Source organism: Streptomyces sp. NPDC008150, from assembly GCF_042956945.1.
Taxonomy (GTDB): domain Bacteria; phylum Actinomycetota; class Actinomycetes; order Streptomycetales; family Streptomycetaceae; genus Streptomyces.
Genome location: NZ_JBIBHJ010000010.1, coordinates 274,516 through 296,625, shown reverse-complemented (window position 1 = coordinate 296,625; position 22,110 = coordinate 274,516). Strand labels below are relative to the sequence as shown.

Here is a 22,110-nt window from a genome sequence, read left to right as displayed (position 1 = left end):
CTACCATTCTTGGGGTGACAGGGGTAAGCGACTCGGTTCTGGACCTGCTGCCGATGGTGTTCGCCGCCCCCCAAGAGGCCGTGGCGAAGGCGGAGAAGGTGCTCGACACCGATCCGTCGCCGGGGCATGCGTCCGTGGCACACCAGGTGATCGGCATCTGGCAGCGGGACTTCGGCGACATGCGGACCGCGCTGCGGCATCTGCGCCGGGCCCGCGATCTCGCCGCGCGCGCCGAGTCCGCCGACCGCGAGGCCGACGTACTGGCCACCCTGGGCGTCGCGTTGGTGCACGCGGGGCGCACCCGGCAGGGCCTCCAGGCGTTCGAGCGCGGGGTGTCCGTCGGCAGCGGCCACACCCGGGCGCGCGTCCGGTACCGGCGCGCGTACGTCTGGTGGGTACTCGGCCGTCATCGGGAGGCACTGGAGGACGTACGCCGCGTCATCCCGGTGCTGCGGCAGGCGGACGACGTGATCTGGACGGCGCGGGCGCTGACCCTGCGCGCCACCGTGCACCTCGCGCTCGGCTCGGTGGACCGCGCGGACGCCGACTTCGCGACGGCGGAGGCTCTGTGGGACACCACCGGCCAGGAACACGACAAGGCGGACGCGGTGGAGAGCCGGGGCCTGGCCGCGTTCCGCTCCGGCGACATCCCCGTGGCGCTGCGGCTGCTCGACGAGGCCGAGGTGCGGTACGGCGAACTGGGCGTCCCCACCTTCATGCTGAGCATCCGGCGCTGCGAGGTGCTGCTCGCGGCGGGGCTGGTGCCGGAGGCGCTGGCGGAGGCGGACGCGGCGATCAGCGCGCTGGACGGCATCGGCGGACAGTCCACGCGCAAGGCCGAACTGCTGCTGGTCGCCGCACGGGCCGCGCTGCTCGCGGACGACCCGCAGACGGCGATCGCGCGGGCCGCCCTCGCCGTGCGGCTGTTCGCGGCGCAGCGGCGCGGCTGGTGGGAGACGCACGCGCGGCTGGTACTGATCGAGGCGCGGGTCGCGGCGGGGCGCGGTACCGGGAGGCTGGTGGCGGACGCCGCCGCGGTCGCGGAGAAACTGACCGCGTTCGGCTCGCCCGCCGCACCGCAGGCGTCGCTGCTCGCCGGGCGGATCGCGCTCACGCTGGGCTGGACGGCGGACGCGGAGAAGCACCTGGCGATCGCCGCGCGCAGCAGGCGCAGCGGTCCGCCGCTCGCCCGGATGAACGGCTGGGCCGCGCAGGCGCTGCGCGCTCGGGCCGCGGGTTCGGGGCGCGGTGTCCTGGAGGCCTGCCGACGCGGGCTCGCGGTGCTGGACGACCACCAAATGACGCTCGGCGCCTCGGAGTTGCGGGCCAGGGCCACCGCGCAGGGCGCGGAACTGGCGGCGCTCGCGCAGGAGGCCAGCTTCGTGGCGGGCGGCCCCCGGCGGCTGCTTGCGTGGAGCGAGCGGTGGCGGGCGACCGTCCTGTCCGCGCCGCCGGCCCGGCCGCCGGCGGACCCGGCGCTGCTGAGCGGGCTGACGGCCTACCGGGAGATCGCCGCGCGCGCCGAGCAGGCCCGCATCGACGGCCAGCCGGTGCACACCCTGGAGCGTGAACAGCGGCGCCTGGAACGGGAGATCAGGTCGCGGACCCTGCACATCCGCGGTGAGTCGGCGGCGGACGGCGACCGCTTCGACGCCGCCCGGCTGCTGGACCGCCTCGGCAGCACCCGGCTGGTGGAACTGGCCGTGCTGGACGGCCGTGTGCACGTCCTGCTGTGCGCGGAGGGCCGGGTGCGCCGGTTCCGCGCGGGGACGGTCGCGCAGGCGGTCGGCGAGGCCGACCACGTCCAGGCCGGGCTGCGGCGGCTCGCGCACCCGGGGGCCGAGGGACGGCTGCCGGTCGTGGAGGCTTCGGGGCGCCGACTCGAGGAACTGCTGCTGGGGCCCGCCGCCGAGCACCTGGGCTCGGGCCCGGTGGTGATCGTGCCGCCGGCCAGCCTGCACCGCGTGCCGTGGGCGCTGCTGCCGGCCCTGCGGGACCGGGTGCTCAGTGTGTCGCCGTCGGCGGGCAGCTGGCTGCGGGCGCGGGAGACGGCGCCCCCGCCGGGCGGCCGGCACGTCCTGGTGCGCGGGCCGGGCCTGGCGAGCGGCGGCGCGGAGGTCCCCGAGCTGGCGGACCGGTACGGCGCCCCCATTCTGCTGGAGCACGACGACGCCCAGGCGCCGCGTGTGCTCAGGGAGTTGGACGGAGCGGCCCTCGCGCACATCGCGGCGCACGGCACGTTCCGCGCGGACAGCCCGCTCTTCTCGTCGCTGCGGATGGCGGACGGTCCGCTCATCGTCCACGACTTCGAGCGCCTGGACCGCAGCCCCTACCGGATCATCCTCTCCAGCTGCGACACCGCGCGGCTCGCCTCGGTCGGCGCCGACGAACTCCTGGGCCTGGTAACGGCGTTACTGCCGCTGGGCACGGCCGGGGTGGTGGCGAGCAGCGCCCCGGTCAACGACGAGGCGGTGGTCCCGCTGATGCTGGCCCTGCACAAGGGGCTGGCGGCCGGGCTGTCCCTGGCGGAGGCACTGCGCGACGCCCGCGCGTCCCTGCCGGGCGACGCGCTGCACCAGGCGACGGGGTGGGCGTTCCAGGCGTTCGGGGCGGCGTGACCCGTGCGGCGCGGCGGCGCGCCCGGTACTCCCCGGGGCGCTCGGCCCGGCCGGGACCGGTGGAACCGCCACCGGCCGGCCGTCCGTCCTTGGTGTCGCCGCGCGCTCAGGCCGTGCGGGCCTGCGGCAGTTCCAGCGGGTCGACCAGGCAGGGCAGTGCGGCGCGGTCGCTCGCGCCGAGTCTGGTGTAGGCGCTGTAGAGGTGGTTGCCCACGGTGCGCACCGAGAGGGTGAGCTTCTCCGCGATCTGACGGTTCGTCATGCCCGTCGCGGCGAGGGTGACGATCTGCCGCTGCCGGTCGGTGAGTTCACCGAGGACGAGTCCCGACAGCGCCGGGGTGCGGGCGCCCTGGCAGCGGCGCGACAGCTCGACGGCGCGGGTGCGCGCGCCCCGGGCCGCACGCGGGTCGCGGTGTGCTCCCGCCGCCTGCGCGGACGCCTCCGCCGCGAACAGCAGCAGGCCCCGCCCTTCCAGTTCGCGGGCCACCAGGTCCAGGGCCGGGCCGTCGCCGCGCACCGCCGCGTGGGCGTGCCGGGCCAGTACGGCCGCGCCGGCGCCGGGGAGCCGGGAGAGCGGCCCCGCGGCCTGCTCGGGAACACCGCGCCGCACCGCCTCGTAGAGGCCGAGCGCGTCGCTCCCCACCGGCGCCCGCGGCACCGGCGCCTCCCCCGACCGGTCCCCGGCCAGGGCGAGTTCGGCGCGGCACGCCGGGTCGCCGGGGGCACCGCGCAGGCCCTCCCGCGCCCAGGCCGCCGCGTCCCGCAGCTCGCCGCGCAGTCGGCCCAGGCGGGCGCGCACGGCCGCGTAGCCGGCGGGCACCCGCCGCCCCTCGTGCACCAGCCACTCCCCCACCGGACCGGCCGCGTCCCGTACGTCCACGTCCTCGATCCGCCGTGCCAGCGCGGCCTGTTCCGCGTCCAGCGCGGCGGCGCACCGGTCCGTGGCGCCGACGAGCCGCGCGGTGCGCAGCCGTCCGGCGGCGGACCGCAGGGCGGGGCCGTGCAACGGGTGGACCAGGCGCACGCCGCCGTCCTCGGCGACGCTCACCAGGCCGTCCCCTTCGAGGCGTTCGAGGGCGGCGAGGTCGAGCGTGTCCATGTGCGGTGCGAGCGGTTCGGCGAAGGCGAGGCGGTCCAGCGTGTCGCGGTCCTCGGGAACCGCGCGGTCGAGGACGGCGGCGGCGCGCTCGCGCAGGGTCGGGGTCAGCGGCACGGGTCCGCGCCAGGAGCGGACGTCCGACTCCGGTTCGCGCGGCAGCAGTCCGCCGTCGCGCAGGGCGCCGAGCAGGTCGCGCAGCAGCCGCAGGTCGCCCCGGCACAGCGCGTACAGGCGGTTCGCGGTGAGCGGCTCCAGGGGGCCGCCCGCGCCGGCCTCCATCAGCCGTCCCGTCTCCTCGGCGGGCAGCGGTTCGAGGGGCAGCCGGGGCAGCAGTTCACCGGTCCACAGACGGGACACGGCGGCGGGCACCGGGCCGTCGTCGACGGCGACGACCAGCAGCCGGGTGCGGCCGTGCACGGCGAGCTGGTGGACCAGGGCGGCGGAGTCGTCGTCGAGCAGGTGCGCGTCGTCGACGAGCAGCAGCCTTACGCCCGCGAGGAGTTGGACCGCACGGTGCAGGGTGACCGCCTCGGGCAGCAGGTGGGCGAACGCGGCGAAGGGGATGCGGCGGGCGTCGGGCGTGCCGGTGACCCGGGTGCAGCCGAGACCGCGCACGGCCTCCGCGGCGAGCCGGGTCTTGCCGCGGCCCGCGGGGGCCGTCACGACGATGCCGGGCCGTCCGGCCGCCACCGACCGGCGGATCACGTCGAGTTCGTCCTCCCGGCCGGTGAAGGGCCAGGGCAGGTCGAGGGTCTTCGCAGCGCGTTCGAAAGTCGTCACACCTACAGGAGTCGCCCTACTCATCCCTGATACAGGGTGACTTGAGTAGCCCCCGACTCAGGCACCCGGGCGGTCCCCGGGGGAGGCTGTGCCCATGACCGCACGCTACTGCTCCCTCGCGCAGCAGCCTGCCCCGTCGTTCGCACCGGGGCTGGCCGCAGAGCGGATCGGTGCGCTCGTCTCCGGACGGCAGATGTGGGTCAACGGCACGGTTCTGCACTACTACTTCTTCGACGGCGATGCCGACGGGTCGGTCATCACGCTCCCCGGGACCGGTGAGGTCCGACGGGTGCCGTGGTCCGGCGCCGAGGCTCAGCACGACGTGGTACGGGGGTGCTTCCGCGAATGGGAGGGCCTCGGCGTCGGCGTCCGGTTCGTGGAGGTGGGGGACCGTTCCGAGGCGGAGTTGCGCATCGGGTTCCAGCTCGGTGACGGCTCCTGGTCGGCGGTGGGCAAGGACGCGCTGCTGGCCGGTCTGAACGAACGCACCATGAACTTCGGCTGGGACCTGACCGCTTCGGGGGAACGCGCGACGGTCCTGCACGAGATCGGGCACGCTCTGGGGCTGCGCCACGAGCACCAGAGTCCGGTCGCGGGCATCCACTGGGACGACGAGGCGGTCTACGCCGACCTCGCCGGGCCGCCGAACTTCTGGAGCAGGGGCACCACGTACACGAACGTCCTGCGCAAGCTGGACCCGGACGACGTCAACGGCACGGTGTGGGATCCGATGTCGGTGATGGAGTTCCCGTTCACGTCGGGGCAGATCCTGGAGCCGGAACAGTATCGCGGGGGGATCGATCCGCCCGGCACGCTGTCCACGGGCGACAAGGAGTTCGTGCTGCGCTGGTACCCGCCGGTCGGAGCGCCGCAGCCGGCGGCGCTGGTGCCCTTTCGTTCGGCCCCGCTGCGGCTGGGACCGGGCGAACAGGCCGACTTCACGGTCGAGCCACCGGAGACCCGCGAGTACACCGTGGGCAGCTTCGGGGACGGGGACGCGGTCGTCGTGGTCTTCGAGGAGCGGGAAGGGGAACCTCGCTACCTCGCGGGCCGCGACGACGGCGGAACGGAACAGAACGCGACCCTCAGGGTCAGGCTCGTCAAGGGCCGTCGCTATTTCGTCCGCGTTCGCCTGTACTCCGCGTGGGGTTCGGGCGAGACGGCGGTGATGTGCTGGTGACAGCACGGCACCGCTGACCGCGGCCGCAGGACCACTGTCCGGCACGGGGGAGCGGTGGGGGACGTCGCCTTCGGGGGAGGGAGGCGTCCTCCACCTCGCCAAGCACGGGGGTGGGGGACGGAACGGTGGGGGACGTCGCCTTCGGGGGAGGGAGGCGTCCTCCGCCCGACCGTTTTCGGGGGCACGAACGCCCGGCGCCGAGCGCGTCGGGCGTTTCGCGTGTCCGCCGGCAGGCCCGCGGGACGGGGGAACGGCCGCCCGCCGCGAACGGAACGGACGGCCGGTCGCGCCCCTACGACGCCACCCGCTCCCCCGCTGCCGTGCCGGTGTCCGGGTGTGCGAGCCCGAGGTGGTCGCGCAGCGTCGTGCCCTCGTAGTCCGTGCGGTAGACGCCCTGTTCCTGGAGCAGCGGGACGACCTTGTCGGCGAAGACGTCCAGCCCGCCCGGGGTGATGTGCGGGACCAGGATGAAGCCGTCGCTCGCGTCCGCCTGGACGAACTCGTTGATCGTGCGGGCGACCGTCTCCGCCGAGCCCACGAACGCCTGCCTGTTGCCCGTCTCGATCACCAGGTCGCGGATGGACCAGTTGTTGGCGGCCGCCAGTTCGCGCCACTCGTTCGCCGTCGCCAGCGGGTCGCGGTACATGCGGACCTGGGCACGGCCGCGGGCGATGTGGTGCTCGCCGAGGTCCGGGTCGACGTCCGGGAGAGGACCCTCCGGGTCGTAGCCCGAGAGGTCGCGGTTCCAGACGAACTCCAGGTGCTTGAGCGCCGTGGCACCGCTGACCTGGGCGCGCCGCACCTCGCGGCTCAGCTCCTCCGCCTCCTCGTCCGTGTCCCCGACGATGAAGCTCGCGGCGGGCAGGATGAGCAACTGGTCGTGGCGGCGGCCGTACTTGGCGAGGCGGTTCTTGACGTCGGTGTAGAAGGACTGCCCGCCGTCCAGCGTGCTGTACCGGCTGAAGATGGCGTCGGCCGAGGCCGCGGCGAACTCGCGGCCGTCCTCCGAGTCGCCCGCCTGGAAGACGACCGGGCGGCCCTGCGGGGAGCGCGGCACGTTGAACCGGCCGTGGATGTCGAAGTGCTGCCCCTCGTGGACGAACGCCCCCGCCTTCGCGTCCCGGAGGAACGTGCCGGTGGCCGCGTCGGCGGCGATCTCGTCACCGCGCCACGAGTCGAAGAGTTCGTTGGCCGTGTCCAGGAACTCCTTCGCGCGCGAGTAGCGCTCCTCCTGCGGGAGGAAGCCGCCGCGGCGGAAGTTCTCGCCGGTGAAGGCGTCCCAGGAGGTGACGACGTTCCACGCGGAGCGGCCGTCGGAGAGGTGGTCCAGGCTCGCGAACTGCCGTGCCACCTCGTACGGTTCGTTGAACGTCGAGTTGATCGTGCCGGTCAGGCCGAGGCGGTCGGTGACGGCGGCGAGCGCGGCGAGGATCGTGAAGGTGTCGGGGCGCCCGACCACGTCCAAGTCGTAGATCTTGCCGCCCTGTTCCCGCAGGCGCAGGCCCTCGGCGAGGAACAGGAAGTCGAACTTGGCGCGTTCGGCGGTCCGCGCGAAGTGCGCGAAGGAGCTGAACTCGATGTGGCTCCCGGCCTCCGGGTCGCTCCACACGGTGGTGTTGTTGACGCCCGGGAAGTGGGCGGCCAGGTGAACCTGCTTGAGGGGCCTGCCCTGTTCGTTCGTCTGGTTCGGCTTGCTCATGGGTGCGTCCCTCCGGCTCAGGCTGCGGCGTAGCGGTTGGCGGGGCGGGCGAGGCCCAGCAGCCCGCGCAGGGTGTCGGCCTCGTAGGCGGTGCGGAAGAGGCCGCGGCGCTGGAGTTCGGGCACCAGCTTCCGGGTGATCGCGGGCAGGTCGTGGCCGACGACGGCCGGCCGCAGCCGGAACCCGGTCAGCCCGGCGGCCTGGAACTCCTGGAGCAGGTCGGCGAGTTCGGACGCGGTGCCGGCGAAGACGAGGGCGTCGCCGCGGTACGGCTCCCCCGCCGCCTCGTCCAGGCGCGCGCGGCGGGCGGCCGCCTCGGCGGCGGTGTCGTCGAGGAGGACGACGAGGTCGCCGAAGACGTGCAGCGGGGTGTCGGCCCGGCCGGCCGCGCGCTGCTCGGCACGGATCTCATCGACGGTCGCACGGGCGCCGTCCGCGTCGTGCGGGGTCACGTAACCGACGTCGGCCTGCCGGGCGATGAGCCGGTACGGGACGGCCGCGTGGCCGAGCGCGGTGACGAGGGGCTGGCCCTGCGGCGGGCGGGGCGTGATGGAGGGGCCCTTGACGCTGAAGTACCTGCCCTCGAAGTCGATGTAGTGCAGCTTGTCCCGGTCGACGAAGCGGCCGGTGGCCGTGTCGCGGATCTCCGCGTCGTCCTCCCAGCTGTCCCACAGGCGGCGGACGGCCTCCACGTAGTCGTCGGCCTCGTCGAACAGGTCGGTGGTCAGCTCGCGGACGGCGGCGCCGCCCAGGTCGTCGAAGTCGACGTCGGGCAGCGTGCGGCGGCCGAAGTGGGCCGCCTCGTGGGGCCGCGCGGTGACCTGGACCCGCAGGCCGGCACGGCCCGTCGAGACGTAGTCGAGGGTGGCGATCGCCTTGGAGATGTGGAACGGCTCGGTGTGCGTCGCGATCACCGTCGGCACCAGTCCGATGTGGCTCGACAGCGGCGCGATGCGGGCGGCCACGAGCACCGCGTCGAGCCGTCCGCGGACCTGGTCGGTGCGGTCGTCGGGCTCGAAGGGGCGTGCGGTCTGGAGGCCGAGGCCGTCCTCGATGGTCACGAAGTCGATCAGTCCGCGCTCGGCCTCCGCGACCTGGTCGGCCCAGTAGCCCGCGGTGAACAGGTCGCCGGGGCGGGCGGACGGCTCGCGCCAGGAGGCCGGGTGCCAGCCGGTGCCGTCGAGGGCGACGGCCAGGTGGAGGTGTGCCGAGGCGGAGTCGGCGGCGGGTGAGGGTGTGGTTGAGGACACGGGTATGCCTTCCTGGGTCCGTGAGGGGTCGCCCGGTACGGGGGCGCGCGGCGGAGGGAAACGGGTCAGGAGCGACAGAGCGCGCCGGCGGTGCGCAGCAGGTCGATGTGCGGCCTGCCGTGCAGACGCACACGGCGGCGCGGGACCAGGGCGCGTGGGGCGGTCGCGTGCGGCAGGGGCCCGGCGGGGGCGACGGCCGCGGCGGTCGTGCGTTCCGCGTCCATGTCCGTCACCTCCGTCGTGTGCAACGCCCGCGCGTGCGCGAGGAGTTGTCCCTCCTGTACAACACCCGCTCCGACCGCCGTGTTCCCCTCCGCACGGCGGCCGGTGCGGTGACCCACCGCGCCCGGTGGGTCACTGACGGGGTGTCAGGAGTTGTCGAGGGGCAGGCCGGCCGGGTTGAGCACGGACTTGGTGACCGCCTCGTCGGAGAGGTTCCAGGCCTTGAGCCACTTGGCGTACTGGCCGTTCTTGATGAGGTGGTTGATGGCGTCCGCGACCGGCTGGGCCAGCCCGTTGCCCTTCTTCGTCGTCGCCGCGATCAGGCCCTGGAGCGAGGCGCCCGCACCCGAGAACGTGCCGGCGCTGCGGGTCGCGTTGGGCGACTTCGCCGTCTGCGTCACGTGGTAGGCGACGCCGGGGTTGGCCGCGAAGTAGGCGTCGATCTTCCCGCCGGTCAGCGCCAGGTACACGCTGTTCTTGCTGGCGTAGCGCTTGACGGTGACGTTCTTGCCCTCCTTCTTCAGCTTCGCCTGCCACTCCAGGAGGATCTTCTCCTGGTTGGTGCCGGAGTCGACGGCGACGGTCTTGCCGGCGAGGTTCTCGTAGTCGCCGTCGAAGTTCCAGGTGCTCTTCTTCGTCACCTCGAAGCCGACGTTGTCCTGGCGGTAGGAGGCGAAGTCGTACTTCTGCTTGCGCTCCTCGGTGTCGGTGATGTTGGCGAGCGCGATCTCGGTCTTGCCGCTGTCGATCCCGACGAACATGTTCTCCCAAGTGGCGTTCTGCAACTGAGGCTTGAGGCCCAGCACCGCCGCCACCAGCCGTGCCAGGTCGGGCTCGGAACCGGTGAGGGTCTTCTGGTCGGAGCCGACGTAGGCGAGCGGCGGGAAGCCGTCGGGCAGTGCGCCGACGCCGATCGTGAGCGTGCCGTCCTTCTTGACGCTCGCGGGCACCTCGGCGCTGATCGACTTGACCTCGGACACCTTGAGGGTGGCTTCCTTCGCGGCCCCGTTGGAGAGCTGTCCCACGGTCACGCTGCCCGCGGTGTCGGTCTTCGTGGCGGCGTCGCTGTCGCCCCCGCAGGCGGCCAGGGCCCCGGCGAGCGAGACGACGGCGGTGCCGGCGGTGACGGATCGGAGGAGTCTGCTGCGAAGGCTGAGGCTGGGCATGGCTGTCCTTGTCGGTGAGCGGTGAGCGGTGAGCGATGGGCGGACGGTGGGACGTGGGACGGTCTGCACGGCGGGCGGTGCGGTCGCGGCGCGGCGGCGCACCGCCGACGTCACAGGACCCGGCTGAGGAAGTCGCGGGTGCGTTCGTGCTGCGGGTTGTCCAACACCTGGGCGGGCGGCCCCTGTTCGACGATCCGGCCCTCGTCGATGAAGACGACGCGGTCGGCGACCTCGCGGGCGAACCCGATCTCGTGGGTGACGACGAGCAGCGTGGTGCCGCTGGTGGCCAGGTCCTTGATGACGGCCAGGACCTCGCCGACGAGTTCGGGGTCGAGCGCGGAGGTGGGCTCGTCGAAAAGGATGACGCCGGGCCGCAGGGCCAGTGCGCGGGCGATGGCGACGCGCTGCTGCTGGCCGCCGGAGAGCTGGCGCGGGTAGGCGTCGGCGCGGTCGGCGAGACCCACCCGGGCGAGGAGTTCGCGCGCCAGTTCCTTCGCGGAGGAGCGGTCGAGCCGTCCGGTGGCGACCGGCGCGGCGGCCACGTTGTCGAGGACGGTCAGGTGCGGGAACAGGTTGAAGTTCTGGAAGACGAACCCGATGCGGCTGCGCTGCGCGAGGATCGCGCGCTCGCTGAGTTCCTTCAGACGCTCGCCCTGCCGGCGCACGCCGATCAGTTCGCCGCCGACGCTGACGTGCCCGATCTCGGGCCGCTCCAGGTGGTTGACGACGCGTAGCAGCGTGGACTTGCCGGAGCCGGAGGGGCCGAGGATCACGGTGACCTCGCCCGGACGGACCGTCAGATCGATGCCCTGGAGCACGCGTTGGGTGCCGTACCACTTGTGGACGTCCCGGATCTCGACGGCCACGGGGGCCGTGCCGGCGGGGGCCGCGGGGGCGGTGGTGCTCATACGGCGGTCTCCTTGCGCACGCGCTCGCGCAGGTCGCCCAGGCCGGTGCGGAGCTTCTGGAACGGGGTCGGCGGCAGGGTGCGGGTGGCGCCCCGGGCGAAGTACCGCTCGACGTAGAACTGGACGACGGACACGGCGCTGGTGAGGATCAGGTACCAGACGGTGGCCACGAGCAGCAGCGGCACGATGTCGCCCGGGTAGGTGGATCCCATCGTCTGCACCGAGCCGAACAGGTCGAGCAGCGACACGTAGAACACCAGGGACGTGCCCTTGATGAGGCCGATCAGCTGGTTGACGTAGTTCGGGGTGATGGAACGCAGTGCCTGCGGCAGGACGATCCGGGTGAACTGGTAGCGCTTGGGCAGTCCCAGCGCGGAGGCGGCCTCGTGCTGGCCCTGGTCGACGGAGAGGATGCCGCCGCGGACCACTTCCGACGCGTACGCGGCCTCGTTGAGGCTGAGCCCGACGACCGCGACGGTCATGTCGGTGGCGAGGCGGGACTCGTCGAAGCTGACGAAGGACGGGCCGAAGGGCACGCCGAGGCTCAACGTCTGGTACAGAGCACTGAAGTTGTAGAGGAAGATCAGGACGACGATCAGCGGGACCGAGCGGAAGAGCCAGGTGTAGACCCAGCTCACCGAGCGCAGGACCGGGCTCGCGGACAGCCGGCAGACGGCGAGCAGCACTCCGCCGAGCAGCCCCAGCACGGCGCTGAGCGCGGTGACTTCGAGGGTGACGACGAGTCCGTCGAGGACGGTCGGCCGCAGGAACCAGTAGCGGAAGCGGTCCCACTGGTAGAAGGGGTTCGTGGCCAGCCCGTGCACGACCTGCGCCAGCAGGACCAGGACCACGGCGGTGGCGATCCACCGCCCGGGGCGTCGCAGGGGCAGGACGCGCTGCGCGACGGGGTGCGCGGCGGAGCGCTTCTCGGCGGACGCGGTTCCGGCGTCGGTCGGCTCGGCGGCCACGGATACGGCGGCGCCCGGGGGTTCACTCATGACGGCTCCAGCGGAGGCGGACTCCCCCGGGTCTGCCGTGCTCGCGTCACGTACCGGCGGCTCGCCCGCGGGGCTGTGGAAGGCATCGCGGGGACGGGACGGTCACGGAGAAACGCACGGAACCGGGGGCTGGCGGACAACGGCACACCGTCTCGGCGGTGTTCGTCGGGGATCCGGAGACTGCGGGACGGCCAGGTGCTGCGAGGAGAGGGAAACCGCGATGCGGTGTCAGCCTCGACAGCGGGCACGGCCCGGTGCGGTACACAGTGCGCTGTTGACGCGGAGCAGATCGACGGCGCGATCGGCGACGAGCGGTTCGGCGGACGGCTGTACGCAGCCCGCGGGACGGCCTGTCGCCGTCCGGGGGGCTGCGTACATGTCCGTCACCGTCACCGTTCCGGCCCGTCGGGCCTCGCGCTTACCGAATCACTTCCGGTCCGGTCGTCACCTGGGGCACCCCACCGCGGAGCGAGGGTTGCCGGTCAGCAAGCCAGGGCTTGTCGCTGACGCTCATGACCGTTCTGGGCGATAGTTAAGACAGGCGTGCGAGCGGATGTCAACGCCGGTCCACCTGCTGGTACGGCTCAGCAGTCGTCGGGGCGGGTGTCGTGCGCGGGTGAACTCCCCGCGTACGCGGCCCAGTCGAGGATCCGGACGGCGGCTCCGGCGGCCTCCAGGCCGCGGCAGCCCGCGCGGTGGCGGCGGTCGATGCCGGCCAGGTCGAGATGGGCGCCGAAGGCGGGGTGCGCGGTCAGCGCCCGCGCGTAGTCCCACAGGACGCGGTGGGCGGCGGCGCGGCGCACGGCGTCGGCGTCCAGGTGGTTGCGGTGCACGGTGTCGAGCCGCACCAGGGCCGTCCACAGTTCGATGTCGGCGGCGGTGGGCGCCTGTCCCGTCACGTGGGGGCCGGCCCCCACGAGCTGCTCGGCGGAGGCGAGGGCGGCGTCCAACTCATCGACGGCGGCGGCACGTTCGGCCTCGGTGGCGTCGGGCCGCCCCGCCCGCTGGGCGGCGCCGTCGATGCCTTCGGAGCAGAGCCGCTCGACGCTCTGGACGACGGACTCGGCGCCGCACGGGTAGAGGTCGGCGCGGCCGTCGCCGAAGTGCCGGGCGAGGTCGCGCATGATGTCGGGCGCGTGGGTGCTGACGATGCGGCCGGACCAGTCGTCGCTGAGCACCGGTTCGAGGGCGGGGCCGGAGTAGTGGTGCATGCTCGCCTCGTACAGCGGGCGCAGCACGGTGTGGCCGCCGTCGGGGCCGTCGGGCACGGCGGGCAGGAAGGTGACCGGACAGATGTCGTCGAGCGCGAGCAGCCGGTGGGCGACGGCGATGCGCAGGCCGCCCGGACAGGCCGTCGAGAGGTGGATGCGGTAGCGGCGCGGCACGGCGTAGTGGCCGCTGCGCGCGTCGCGTCCGATACGGCCGCGGAACGCGGGCACCGGGCGGCGGGACGGGTGCGCGGTGAGGTGCGTGACGGACATGGGTCTCCCGGGGTGGGGCGCAGGCGGCGCGGCATGGAGGACGGCCGGACGGCACGTCGTGGACGGCGGTTGCGGCGGTGCGGCGGGCGGACGTCCGCGGTGCGCGTCGCGCGGCGGGGCGGCGGGCCCCGTCCGCGCGCCGCGCACGCGCGGGAACGCCCGGGGCCGGCCCGTGGCGGGCGGGCGCCGGTACGTCGTCGTCCGGGCGGGAGGCGCGTCGGCTCAGCCGACGCGTCCGATCGCGCTGCAGACCCGCAGCAGGTCGATGTGGCGGCGGGAGGTCAGCAGGGGCGAGGCCGGTGCGGGCACGGCGGCCGGGGGTACGAGGGGCAGGGGCCCGCGCGGGGTACGCCGCCCACGGCCGGTGACCGCCTCGGGACGCCCCATATTTCCCTACCTGTTCACTAGGATTCCTCGACGAGTGTCGGACGGCCCGGATCACCCGTCAAGACCGCGTCCACCGATCGGTCACCGGGGCGTTCGGCCCGCCGGGCGGGGAGGGGCCGGGCCGCCCCGGCGCGACGGGCCGGCTGCCGCCCGCCGCCCCGCGGACGTCGACTCCCCGCCGGCGACGGCCCGTTGATCACGCCGTGGCGGCGCACCCCGGGCACAGCCCGCGGTACGTCACTTCCGCCTCCGAGACCGCGAACCCGAAACGCTGGTCCGCCGGGAGGGCGGAGAGCGGGTCGCCGACGGGGTGGACGTCGCGGATGGTGCCGCAGACCGAGCAGACCAGGTGCTGGTGCGGGCGGTGGGCGTTGGGGTCGTAGCGCTTGGCGCGGCCCTCGGAGGTGACCTCCATCACCTCGCCGAGGGTGACCAGTTCGCCCAGGGTGTTGTAGACGGTCGCGCGGGAGATCTCGGGCAGGAGCCGGGCCGCCGCCGCGTGCACCTCGTCGGCCGTGAGATGCACGTGATCGCCGTCGAGGACCTCGGCGACGACACGGCGCTGGGAGGTCATTCGCCAGCCACGTCCACGCAGTCGCCCCAGCAGGTCACTCATATTGGTTCACCTATCTCAAGTGCGGTGGGACGGGAGACGTCTCGCCGGTAACGTCCGGCTTGCGAGCCGATACGGATTTGGCGCCCTTCTTGACTTGGACTCTGTCCATCGTAGGATCAGTTCCGGCGACAGCCAAGAACCCCCGGTCCACCGGTACGGCAGGAGACGCACCCCCCGCCCCGAACGGCCCCGGGTCCTGGCGCCGCACCCTCAAGCTCCAGAGCTCAGCGATCTGCCAGGTCCGGAAGGATTTCCATGACTGAGAACCACGACGCAATCGTCACCGAACCCAAAGCCGAGGAGTCGGGCGGCTGCCCGGTCGTGCACACCGCGCGCGCCCCGCACCCCACGCAGGGTGGTGGCAACCGTCAGTGGTGGCCGGACCGGCTGAACCTGCGCATCCTTTCCAAGAACCCGGCCGTGGCGAACCCGCTGGGCGAGGACTTCGACTACGCGACCGCGTTCAAGTCGCTCGACCTGCCGGCGGTGAAGCGTGACCTCGCCGAGGTGCTGACCACCTCGCAGGACTGGTGGCCCGCCGACTTCGGCAACTACGGCCCGCTCATCATCCGCATGGCCTGGCACAGCGCCGGCACCTACCGGATCAGCGACGGCCGCGGCGGCGCCGGTGCCGGCCAGCAGCGGTTCGCCCCGCTGAACAGCTGGCCGGACAACGCCAACCTCGACAAGGCCCGCCGTCTGCTGTGGCCGGTCAAGAAGAAGTACGGCCAGAACATTTCCTGGGCCGACCTGCTGATCCTCGCCGGCAACGTCGCCCTGGAGACCATGGGCTTCGAGACGTTCGGCTTCGCCGGCGGCCGTGCCGACGTCTGGGAGGCCGAGGAGGACGTCTACTGGGGTCCCGAGACCACCTGGCTCGGTGACGAGCGCTACACGGGCGACCGCGAGCTGGAGAACCCGCTCGGCGCCGTGCAGATGGGCCTCATCTACGTCAACCCCGAGGGCCCCAACGGCAACCCGGACCCGCTGGCGTCGGCCCGCGACATCCGCGAGACGTTCCGCCGGATGGCGATGAACGACGAGGAGACCGTCGCCCTGATCGCGGGCGGCCACACCTTCGGCAAGACCCACGGCGCCGGCCCGGCCGACAACGTCGGCGACGACCCCGAGGCCGCCGCGCTGGAGGAGCAGGGGCTGGGCTGGAACAACACGTTCGGCACCGGCAAGGGCGGCGACACCATCACCAGCGGTCTCGAGGTGACCTGGACCAACACCCCGACCGCCTGGGACAACAGCTTCTTCGAGATCCTCTTCGGCTACGAGTGGGAGCTGTTCAAGAGCCCCGCGGGCGCCAACCAGTGGCGGCCGAAGGACGGTGCCGGCGCCGGCACCGTGCCGGACGCGCACGACGGCTCGAAGACGCACGCCCCGTCGATGCTGACGACCGACCTCGCCCTGCGCGTCGACCCGGTCTACGAGCAGATCTCGCGGCGCTTCCTGGAGAACCCTGCGGAGTTCGCCGACGCGTTCGCCCGCGCCTGGTACAAGCTGACCCACCGCGACATGGGCCCCGTCGTCCGCTACCTCGGCCCGGAGGTCCCCTCCGAGACGCTGCTGTGGCAGGACCCGCTGCCGGAGCGCACGTACGAGCCGGTCGACGCCGCCGACATCGCCGGCCTCAAGCAGCGGATCGCCGACTCGGGCCTGTCCGTGTCCGAGCTGGTCTCCACCGCCTGGGCCTCCGCCTCGTCCTTCCGCGGCAGTGACAAGCGCGGCGGTGCCAACGGCGCCCGCATCCGCCTGGAGCCCCAGCGCGGCTGGGAGGTCAACGAGCCCGAGCGCCTCGCGGGCGTCCTGCGCACCCTGGAGGGCGTGCAGGAGGCGTTCAACTCCGCGCAGGGCGGCGGCAAGCAGGTCTCGCTGGCCGACCTGATCGTGCTCGCCGGCGCCGTGGGTGTCGAACGCGCCGCGAAGGAGGGCGGGTTCGACGTCGAGGTGCCGTTCACGCCGGGCCGCGTCGACGCCACGCAGGAGCAGACGGACACCGAGTCGTTCGCCGCCCTGGAGCCGGCCGCCGACGGTTTCCGCAACTACCTCGGCAAGGGCAACCGCCTTCCGGCGGAGTTCCTGCTCGTCGACCGCGCCAACCTGCTGGAGCTCAGCGCTCCCGAAATGACCGTCCTGGTCGGCGGGTTGCGCGTGCTGGGTGCCAACCACGGGCAGTCGAAGGCGGGCGTCCTCACCGAGACCCCCGGTGTGCTGACGAACGACTTCTTCGCCAACCTGCTCGACATGGACACCAAGTGGACGCCGGTCGCCGGTGACCGCGACTCCTTCGAGGGCCACGACCGCGCCACCGGCGAGGTCCGCTGGACCGGTACGCGGTCGGACCTGGTCTTCGGTTCGAACTCCGAACTGCGGGCGCTGGCCGAGGTCTACGCGAGCGACGACGCGAAGTCGAAGTTCGTGACGGACTTCGTCGCCGCGTGGAGCAAGGTCATGGACCTCGACCGGTTCGACCTGGTCTGATCCCGTTCGGCCGGACCCCACCGGGTCCGGCCGGCCACGTCCCGGGGGCCGTCGCGGAGCAGATCCGCGACGGCCCCCGCGGTCGTGCGCGTTCGGCGCCGAAAGCCCCCTGTCCCCCTCGGCTTCCTGGCCGTACTCTGACAAGTCCGAGGTTGTGGGCGTGATCGACGGGGGGCCGTCATGTCCTGGGATCCACAGAGTTCGCACGACGGATACACACGTCCGCCGATGCCGACCGCTCCACCGCCGGCGCCACCCGCGCCCGCGGGACCGGCGGACCCGTTGCGGGCCGTCGCGGTCGGGCTGCTGAACCTCTCGGGGCTCGGGCTCGGTTACGCCCTGGTACGGCGCTGGGGCCTCATGGCGGTGTGCTGGATCGCCACGGCGGTGCTGCTCGTCGTGGCCCTGCCCGCGGACCCGGACGGCGTGCCCGGCGCCCTGCTGGTGGGGTACCTGGTCCTGCTGCTGCTCGCGGCCGCGCACGGCGCCGCCGTGGGCCTGCGCACCCGGCTGTCGCTGCTGCCGGGCGCCCTGGTCGCGGCCGTGCTGGGTCTCGTCCTGCTGGCCGTGCCGGCGGGCGGGGCGGTGCTGTACGACGGGGCGCGCGACGAGGCGACCGAACAGATGCTGCTCGACCGGCTGGACCGGGCGGACAAGCTGGTCGCGGCGGCCGCCGAGCGGCCCTTCGCGGCGTCCGAGGCCGACTACCGCCGCGCGCTGACCGCCTACGACCGACTGGTGAAGGACCACCCCGGCTCCCGTGCCGCAGGGCACGTGCCCGACCGGGTGCGGACCTACTACGCGACGGTCGCCGCCCCCTACACGGTGAAGGACTACTGCGGCGCCGTCGCGCCTCTCAAGTACCTGCGCACCGTGCCGGGTTCGGTCGCCCGGAAGACCGTGGGCGGACTCTCCGGCTGGCCCGACGACCGGCTCGCGACCTCCCTGTACGAATGCGGGGCCGCGTCGCTCGCCGCCGGATCGTCGGAGTGGACCACGCAGTTCGCCGATCTGCTGTCGACGTTCCCGAAGTCGTCCCAGGCCGGGGAGGTCGAGCCCGCAGTGAAGACGCGGGTGGACGCGGCGGTGAAGGCCGTCGGCGGCTCCGAACCCTGCGCCGCCGTTCAGCGGTTGGACTCCCTCGCCACCGACGTCCAGGAACTGCCCGGTGAGGAGGCGGGGCTCTCGGGCGCCCTCGACAAGGACGCCGGCCGGGCCACCGCGAGCGCACGGACAGGTGCGTACGCGTGCGGAGTCGACCAGTACCGGGACGGGAGTTACAGCGAGGCCGTCACGACGATGAACGACTTCGTCAAGGACAACCCGCACAGCGGGAACGCGGGGCGCGCCAAGAAGATCGCCATCGCCGCGGAGGTGGCCGAGACGGTCCCGGCGGCCGGCAAGAAGCTGCCCACCACCGCGTCGGGCGGCAGCATCTCCGTCACGATCAAGAACGACAGCCCCGACGACATCACGGTCCTGTACACCGGTCCGGTCACCGGGTCCCTCACCCTGAAGGCGTGCGGGAGTTGCTCGTCGTACTCCCTGAGCAGCACCCTGGGGCTCGGCTTCAAGCCGTGCTCGGCCGGCAAGAACTATCCGCAGAAGACCATCCGGCTGCCGGTCGGCACGACCTACTTCGTGCACAAGTCCCGTGACGACAGCGGCGGTTCCCCCGCGTCGGACACCGCGAAACTGCGGTCGGGCTACCTCTACACCGAGTGCGCCTACACCACGAACTACACCTATTGAACCGCCGCTTCGACCGCGCACGGCGGGGCCGCACCCACCGGCACCCCGGTGAACTCCCGTTTCAGCCCCGGGAGTTCACCGAGGCTCCGGTGCTCGCGGCCCCGGCGGCCACGTCCCCGTCCTCGTCCCGCGCACGGCCGCGCCGCTCCGGCAGCCACATCGCGAGGCCCACCGCCCCGGCCAGCACGGCCGTCGTGAGGAAGAACGTCAGCACCGGGTTGATGTACACGGGGACGAACTCCCGGACGAAACCGTCGGGCCAGTAGCAGGAGTTGCTCAGGGGGAAGAACGTGGCCGTCGGCAGGACGTGGCCCTGCCCGGTGAGTCCGTACCGGGTGACCGAGCACACCTTGGCGTCGTCCCCGAACTGCATGAAGCCGAACAGCAGCCCGGCTCCGTAGGTACCGAACGAGGCCGCGAGGCCGTACAGGGCGGTCTCCCGGCAGCGCGCCCCGAACTCGGGCGCCCACAGGGTGCCGCGCCGGGCGACTCGCCTGCCCAGCAGGACGAGCAGCAGGACGGCCAGGGCGAACAGCAGCAGAACCGCACCGGTGAGGCGGTAGAAGTGCAGTCCGGGTGCCGAGGCCAGGACGGCGGTGTTCACGGACGAGGCTCCTGGGAGGGCGGGGAGGGGGCGTACGGAGTATTCCAGTCCGCAGCCCGATCATCGTACGGGCCCCCTCCACGGCTCGGCGCGCAGGTCGCGGCGGACGCCCCACCGCCGAGTGTGCCGAGCCGGCCGGCGGACCGGAGCGGCGCATGATGGTGGGCCTCGCGCCCGAGGAGGTCGAGAGGTTCGAGGGGCACCGCGGGGAGCGCACCGCGCGTTGTCCTGACAGGTGTTCTGGCGGAGTGAGGGCGGATCATGGCCAACTCGACATCGGGGGAAACGGTCGCGGAACGGATCGTCCGCGTCCTGGAGACGTTCGACACGGACCGGACGGTGCAGACCGCGGCGGAGATCGGGCGGCGGGCGAGGCTGCCGTCGACGACGGCCTACCGCATGGTCGCCGAGCTGGTGGAGTGCGGCCTGCTGGAGAAGGACGAGGACCAGCGGCTGATGCTGGGGATGCGGTTGTGGGAGCTGGCCCTGCGGGGGTCGCGGGCGCTGCGGCTGCGGCAGACGGCGCTGCCGTACATGGAGCGCGTCCAGTCGCGGATCGGGGAGCACACCCAGCTCGCGGTCCTGGAGCGCGACGAGACCCTGTTCGTCGAGCGGCTGTCCCACCCGCACGCCGGCGCGAACATCACCCGGATCGCGGGGCGGCTGCCCCTGCACGCCTCGTCGTCGGGCCTGGTCCTGCTCGCGTTCAGCCCCGCCGAGCTGCGCGAACGGGTCCTTGGGCGCCCCCTGCGGGCGGTCTCGCGGGACACGGTGACCGATCCGAAGCGGCTGGCCGCCGTGCTCGCCGACATCAGGCGGGACGGGGTCGTCGTGGCGCCGGGCTCGGTGGAGCCGGTGTCGACGGGCGTCGCGGTGCCGGTGCGCGAGGGGCGCGGGCCGGTGATCGCCGCACTGTCGGTCGTCCTCCCCCGGGACGCACCGACCCGGCCCGCGGTCGAGGAACTGCGGGCTGCCGCGGCCGGCGTCTCCGCGGCGCTGAGTGCGCACGGGGCGCACGGGGCCCCCGGCACGACCGGTGCGTAGGACACGCACGGGCCGGCGCCGGTGCGACGGCCGAACACCCGCCGCGGGAGCGCTACTTGCCGGCGGAGCAGCCCGTCCCCCGCGACACCGGCACAACTCGATCCCCGTTGAACGGGAATCGGCGTCGTAGGGACGGGGCGCCGGGCGGCAGACTCCGGGCACCCCGCAACGGCGTCGAAGGAGACGACATGCTGGAACGCACCCGCGTCGCCATCATCGGCGCAGGCCCCGCAGGCCTGCTGCTGTCCCACCTGCTCCACCGGCACGGCATCGAGTCGGTCGTCCTGGACTCCCGCACCCGCGAGCAGATCGAGACCACGATCCGGGCCGGAATCCTGGAGCAGGGCACCGTGGAGGTCCTCGCCGGGACCGGCGCGTCGGACCGCGTGCTCACCGTCGGCCAGAAGCACGAGGGCATCGAGCTGCGCTTCGGCGGCGAGGGCCACCGGGTGGACTTCGCCGACATGGTCGGCCGGGCGGTGTGGCTGTATCCGCAGCACGAGGTGCTGAAGGACCTGATCGCGACCCGCCTGGCCGCGGGGCAGGACCTGCGGTTCGGGGTGACGGCCGAGCGCGTGGAGGACGCCGGGACGACCCGGCCTCGGGTGCTCGCGAGGGACGCCGACGGCAACGTGAGCGAGATCGAGGCCGACGTGGTGGTCGGCGCGGACGGTTCGCGCGGGGTGACCCGGGAGGCCGTCGCGGGAACCCGCGGAGGCTACTTCCGGGAGTACCCCTTCGCCTGGTTCGGCATCCTGTGCGAAGCCCCGCCGAGCGCAGACGAGTTGATCTACAGCAACTCGCCGGACGGCTTCGCCCTGATCAGCCAGCGCAGCCCCACGGTGCAGCGGATGTACTTCCAGTGCGCCCCGGACACCGACCCGGGGGCGTACTCGGAGGACCGGCTGTGGGAGATCCTCCAGGCCCGGGTGCCGGGGACGACGCTGCGCGAGGGCCGCGTCTTCCAGCGGGACGTGCTGCGGTTCCGCAGCTTCGTCACCCACGAGATGCGCCGCGGCCGGGTCGTCCTGGTCGGCGACGCGGCGCACACCGTTCCGCCCACCGGCGCCAAGGGCATGAACCTCGCGGTCGCGGACGTGGTCCTGCTGACCGAGGCGCTGCGGGCGCTTCTGCTCGACAAGGACGGCCGGCTGTTCGACGCGTTCCCGGAGACGGCCCAGGACCGCATCTGGAAGGCGCAGCACTTCTCCTGGTGGATGACCAGCATGCTGCACCTCCAGCCGGGGGCCGCCGCCTTCGACCGGCGACGTCAACTGGGCGAACTGCGCACGGTGGTGGAGTCCGGCGCCGGCCGGGCCTACCTCGCCGAGGCGTACACGGGCTGGCCCCTGCCGGGACGGGAGGCGATCCTCGGCTACTGAGGTTGAACTCGTAGTGTCGTAAGGGCTGTTGGGTGACCGGTTGCTGCGGTATGACCGTTGTATACGGTATCCACAAGGTGGTGGCCTGACTGCTGAACGGCAGTCGTTTCGCGAGGAGTTGCGAGTCCGGGCGGCCGAGCGGTTCGCCCTGGGCGACGCGAGTTCGGTGATCGCCAGGGACCTGCGGGTCAGTGTCCGGTCGGTCCAGCGGTGCGGCGGACCTGGGAGGAGGGCGGCCCGCGAGCTCTGCGTTCGCAGGGGCCGGCCTCGCTGCCCAGGCTCAGTGAGGCCCAGGTCGCCTCGCTGGAGGTGGAGTTGGCCAAGGGGCCGGCCGCGCACGGCTGGGAGGACCAGCGCTGGACCCTGGCCCGTATCAAGACGCTGATCGGCCGGCGCTTCCGCCTGACCTACACGATCCAGGGCGTACGCAAACT

General features: G+C 73.1%; 17 protein-coding genes, 1 pseudogene and 1 riboswitch. Of the genes and pseudogenes, 7 read left to right on the top strand and 11 right to left on the bottom strand.

All coding sequences use genetic code 11. From position 1 onward, the window contains the following. The first annotated feature begins 53 nt into the window (after positions 1 to 53). On the top strand, positions 54 to 2,618 hold the full coding sequence (locus ACFZA0_RS24800; RefSeq protein ID WP_391020852.1) for a CHAT domain-containing protein: 2,565 nt from the start codon (positions 54 to 56) through the stop codon (positions 2,616 to 2,618). A gap of 106 nt (positions 2,619 to 2,724) precedes the next feature. Here the strand turns inward: ACFZA0_RS24800 and ACFZA0_RS24795 are convergent, their stop codons facing one another. Further along, positions 2,725 to 4,521 carry a LuxR C-terminal-related transcriptional regulator gene (locus tag ACFZA0_RS24795; RefSeq protein WP_391020768.1) on the bottom strand — a complete coding sequence of 599 codons (1,797 nt, stop codon included), beginning with the start codon at positions 4,519 to 4,521 and terminating at the stop codon, positions 2,725 to 2,727. A 70-nt stretch (positions 4,522 to 4,591) separates the two neighbouring features. Between ACFZA0_RS24795 and ACFZA0_RS24790 the strand changes: the two genes are divergently transcribed. After that, complete coding sequence (locus tag ACFZA0_RS24790) at positions 4,592 to 5,677, top strand: M12 family metallopeptidase (protein ID WP_391020766.1); 1,086 nt, start codon at positions 4,592 to 4,594, stop codon at positions 5,675 to 5,677. A 292-nt stretch (positions 5,678 to 5,969) separates the two neighbouring features. Here the strand turns inward: ACFZA0_RS24790 and ACFZA0_RS24785 are convergent, their stop codons facing one another. The 9 genes from ACFZA0_RS24785 to ACFZA0_RS24745 all read right to left on the bottom strand — a co-directional run bounded on the left by ACFZA0_RS24785 (position 5,970) and on the right by ACFZA0_RS24745 (position 14,404). Continuing rightward, the gene (locus tag ACFZA0_RS24785) at positions 5,970 to 7,376 is read right to left on the bottom strand and encodes an NtaA/DmoA family FMN-dependent monooxygenase (protein WP_391020764.1); all 1,407 of its coding nucleotides are present in this window, start codon (positions 7,374 to 7,376) and stop codon (positions 5,970 to 5,972) included. Positions 7,377 to 7,393: 17 nt separating this feature from the next. Next, complete coding sequence (locus tag ACFZA0_RS24780) at positions 7,394 to 8,626, bottom strand: LLM class flavin-dependent oxidoreductase (protein WP_391020762.1); 1,233 nt, start codon at positions 8,624 to 8,626, stop codon at positions 7,394 to 7,396. 65 nt (positions 8,627 to 8,691) lie between these two features. After that, on the bottom strand, positions 8,692 to 8,850 hold the full coding sequence (locus ACFZA0_RS24775; RefSeq protein WP_391020760.1) for a putative leader peptide: 159 nt from the start codon (positions 8,848 to 8,850) through the stop codon (positions 8,692 to 8,694). A gap of 144 nt (positions 8,851 to 8,994) precedes the next feature. After that, on the bottom strand, positions 8,995 to 10,014 hold the full coding sequence (locus tag ACFZA0_RS24770; protein WP_391020758.1) for a transporter substrate-binding domain-containing protein: 1,020 nt from the start codon (positions 10,012 to 10,014) through the stop codon (positions 8,995 to 8,997). Positions 10,015 to 10,124: 110 nt separating this feature from the next. After that, a complete protein-coding gene (locus ACFZA0_RS24765) occupies positions 10,125 to 10,922 on the bottom strand; it encodes an ATP-binding cassette domain-containing protein (RefSeq protein WP_391020756.1) in 798 nt (265 codons plus the stop codon). Further along, entirely contained in the window at positions 10,919 to 11,920 is a 1,002-nt protein-coding gene (locus tag ACFZA0_RS24760; protein WP_391020754.1) for an ABC transporter permease subunit, read from the bottom strand. Before ACFZA0_RS24760 ends, ACFZA0_RS24765 begins: the two co-directional genes overlap by 4 nt. Positions 11,921 to 12,329: 409 nt before the next feature. Then, positions 12,330 to 12,438: riboswitch (SAM riboswitch) on the bottom strand. 66 nt (positions 12,439 to 12,504) lie between these two features. Beyond that, the gene (locus ACFZA0_RS24755; protein ID WP_391020752.1) at positions 12,505 to 13,401 is read right to left on the bottom strand and encodes a glutathione S-transferase C-terminal domain-containing protein; all 897 of its coding nucleotides are present in this window, start codon (positions 13,399 to 13,401) and stop codon (positions 12,505 to 12,507) included. A gap of 222 nt (positions 13,402 to 13,623) precedes the next feature. Then, positions 13,624 to 13,788 carry a putative leader peptide gene (locus tag ACFZA0_RS24750; protein ID WP_391020750.1) on the bottom strand — a complete coding sequence of 55 codons (165 nt, stop codon included), beginning with the start codon at positions 13,786 to 13,788 and terminating at the stop codon, positions 13,624 to 13,626. A gap of 196 nt (positions 13,789 to 13,984) precedes the next feature. Then, on the bottom strand, positions 13,985 to 14,404 hold the full coding sequence (locus tag ACFZA0_RS24745; RefSeq protein ID WP_391020748.1) for a transcriptional repressor: 420 nt from the start codon (positions 14,402 to 14,404) through the stop codon (positions 13,985 to 13,987). Positions 14,405 to 14,659: 255 nt separating this feature from the next. Here ACFZA0_RS24745 and katG point away from each other — a divergent pair, with 255 nt between their 5' ends. Both katG and ACFZA0_RS24735 read left to right on the top strand, forming a co-directional pair. Continuing rightward, complete coding sequence (gene katG, locus ACFZA0_RS24740; protein ID WP_391020746.1) at positions 14,660 to 16,894, top strand: catalase/peroxidase HPI; 2,235 nt, start codon at positions 14,660 to 14,662, stop codon at positions 16,892 to 16,894. Positions 16,895 to 17,122: 228 nt separating this feature from the next. After that, complete coding sequence (locus tag ACFZA0_RS24735) at positions 17,123 to 18,646, top strand: hypothetical protein (protein ID WP_391020744.1); 1,524 nt, start codon at positions 17,123 to 17,125, stop codon at positions 18,644 to 18,646. Positions 18,647 to 18,707: 61 nt separating this feature from the next. Here the strand turns inward: ACFZA0_RS24735 and ACFZA0_RS24730 are convergent, their stop codons facing one another. Beyond that, positions 18,708 to 19,250, bottom strand: coding sequence for a hypothetical protein (locus tag ACFZA0_RS24730; protein WP_391020742.1), 543 nt, complete (start codon positions 19,248 to 19,250; stop codon positions 18,708 to 18,710). Positions 19,251 to 19,511: 261 nt separating this feature from the next. On the opposite strand from ACFZA0_RS24730, the gene ACFZA0_RS24725 reads away from it, so the two are divergent. From ACFZA0_RS24725 to ACFZA0_RS24715, 3 genes and pseudogenes are all read left to right on the top strand, one after another. Beyond that, positions 19,512 to 20,294, top strand: a complete 783-nt coding sequence (locus ACFZA0_RS24725) for an IclR family transcriptional regulator C-terminal domain-containing protein (protein WP_391020741.1) — start codon at positions 19,512 to 19,514, stop codon at positions 20,292 to 20,294. 188 nt (positions 20,295 to 20,482) lie between these two features. Then, positions 20,483 to 21,676, top strand: coding sequence for a 4-hydroxybenzoate 3-monooxygenase (locus ACFZA0_RS24720; RefSeq protein ID WP_391020739.1), 1,194 nt, complete (start codon positions 20,483 to 20,485; stop codon positions 21,674 to 21,676). A gap of 210 nt (positions 21,677 to 21,886) precedes the next feature. Then, positions 21,887 to 22,078 (top strand): annotated as a pseudogene (locus ACFZA0_RS24715) (transposase); the annotation flags it as partial. Positions 22,079 to 22,110 lie beyond the last annotated feature (32 nt).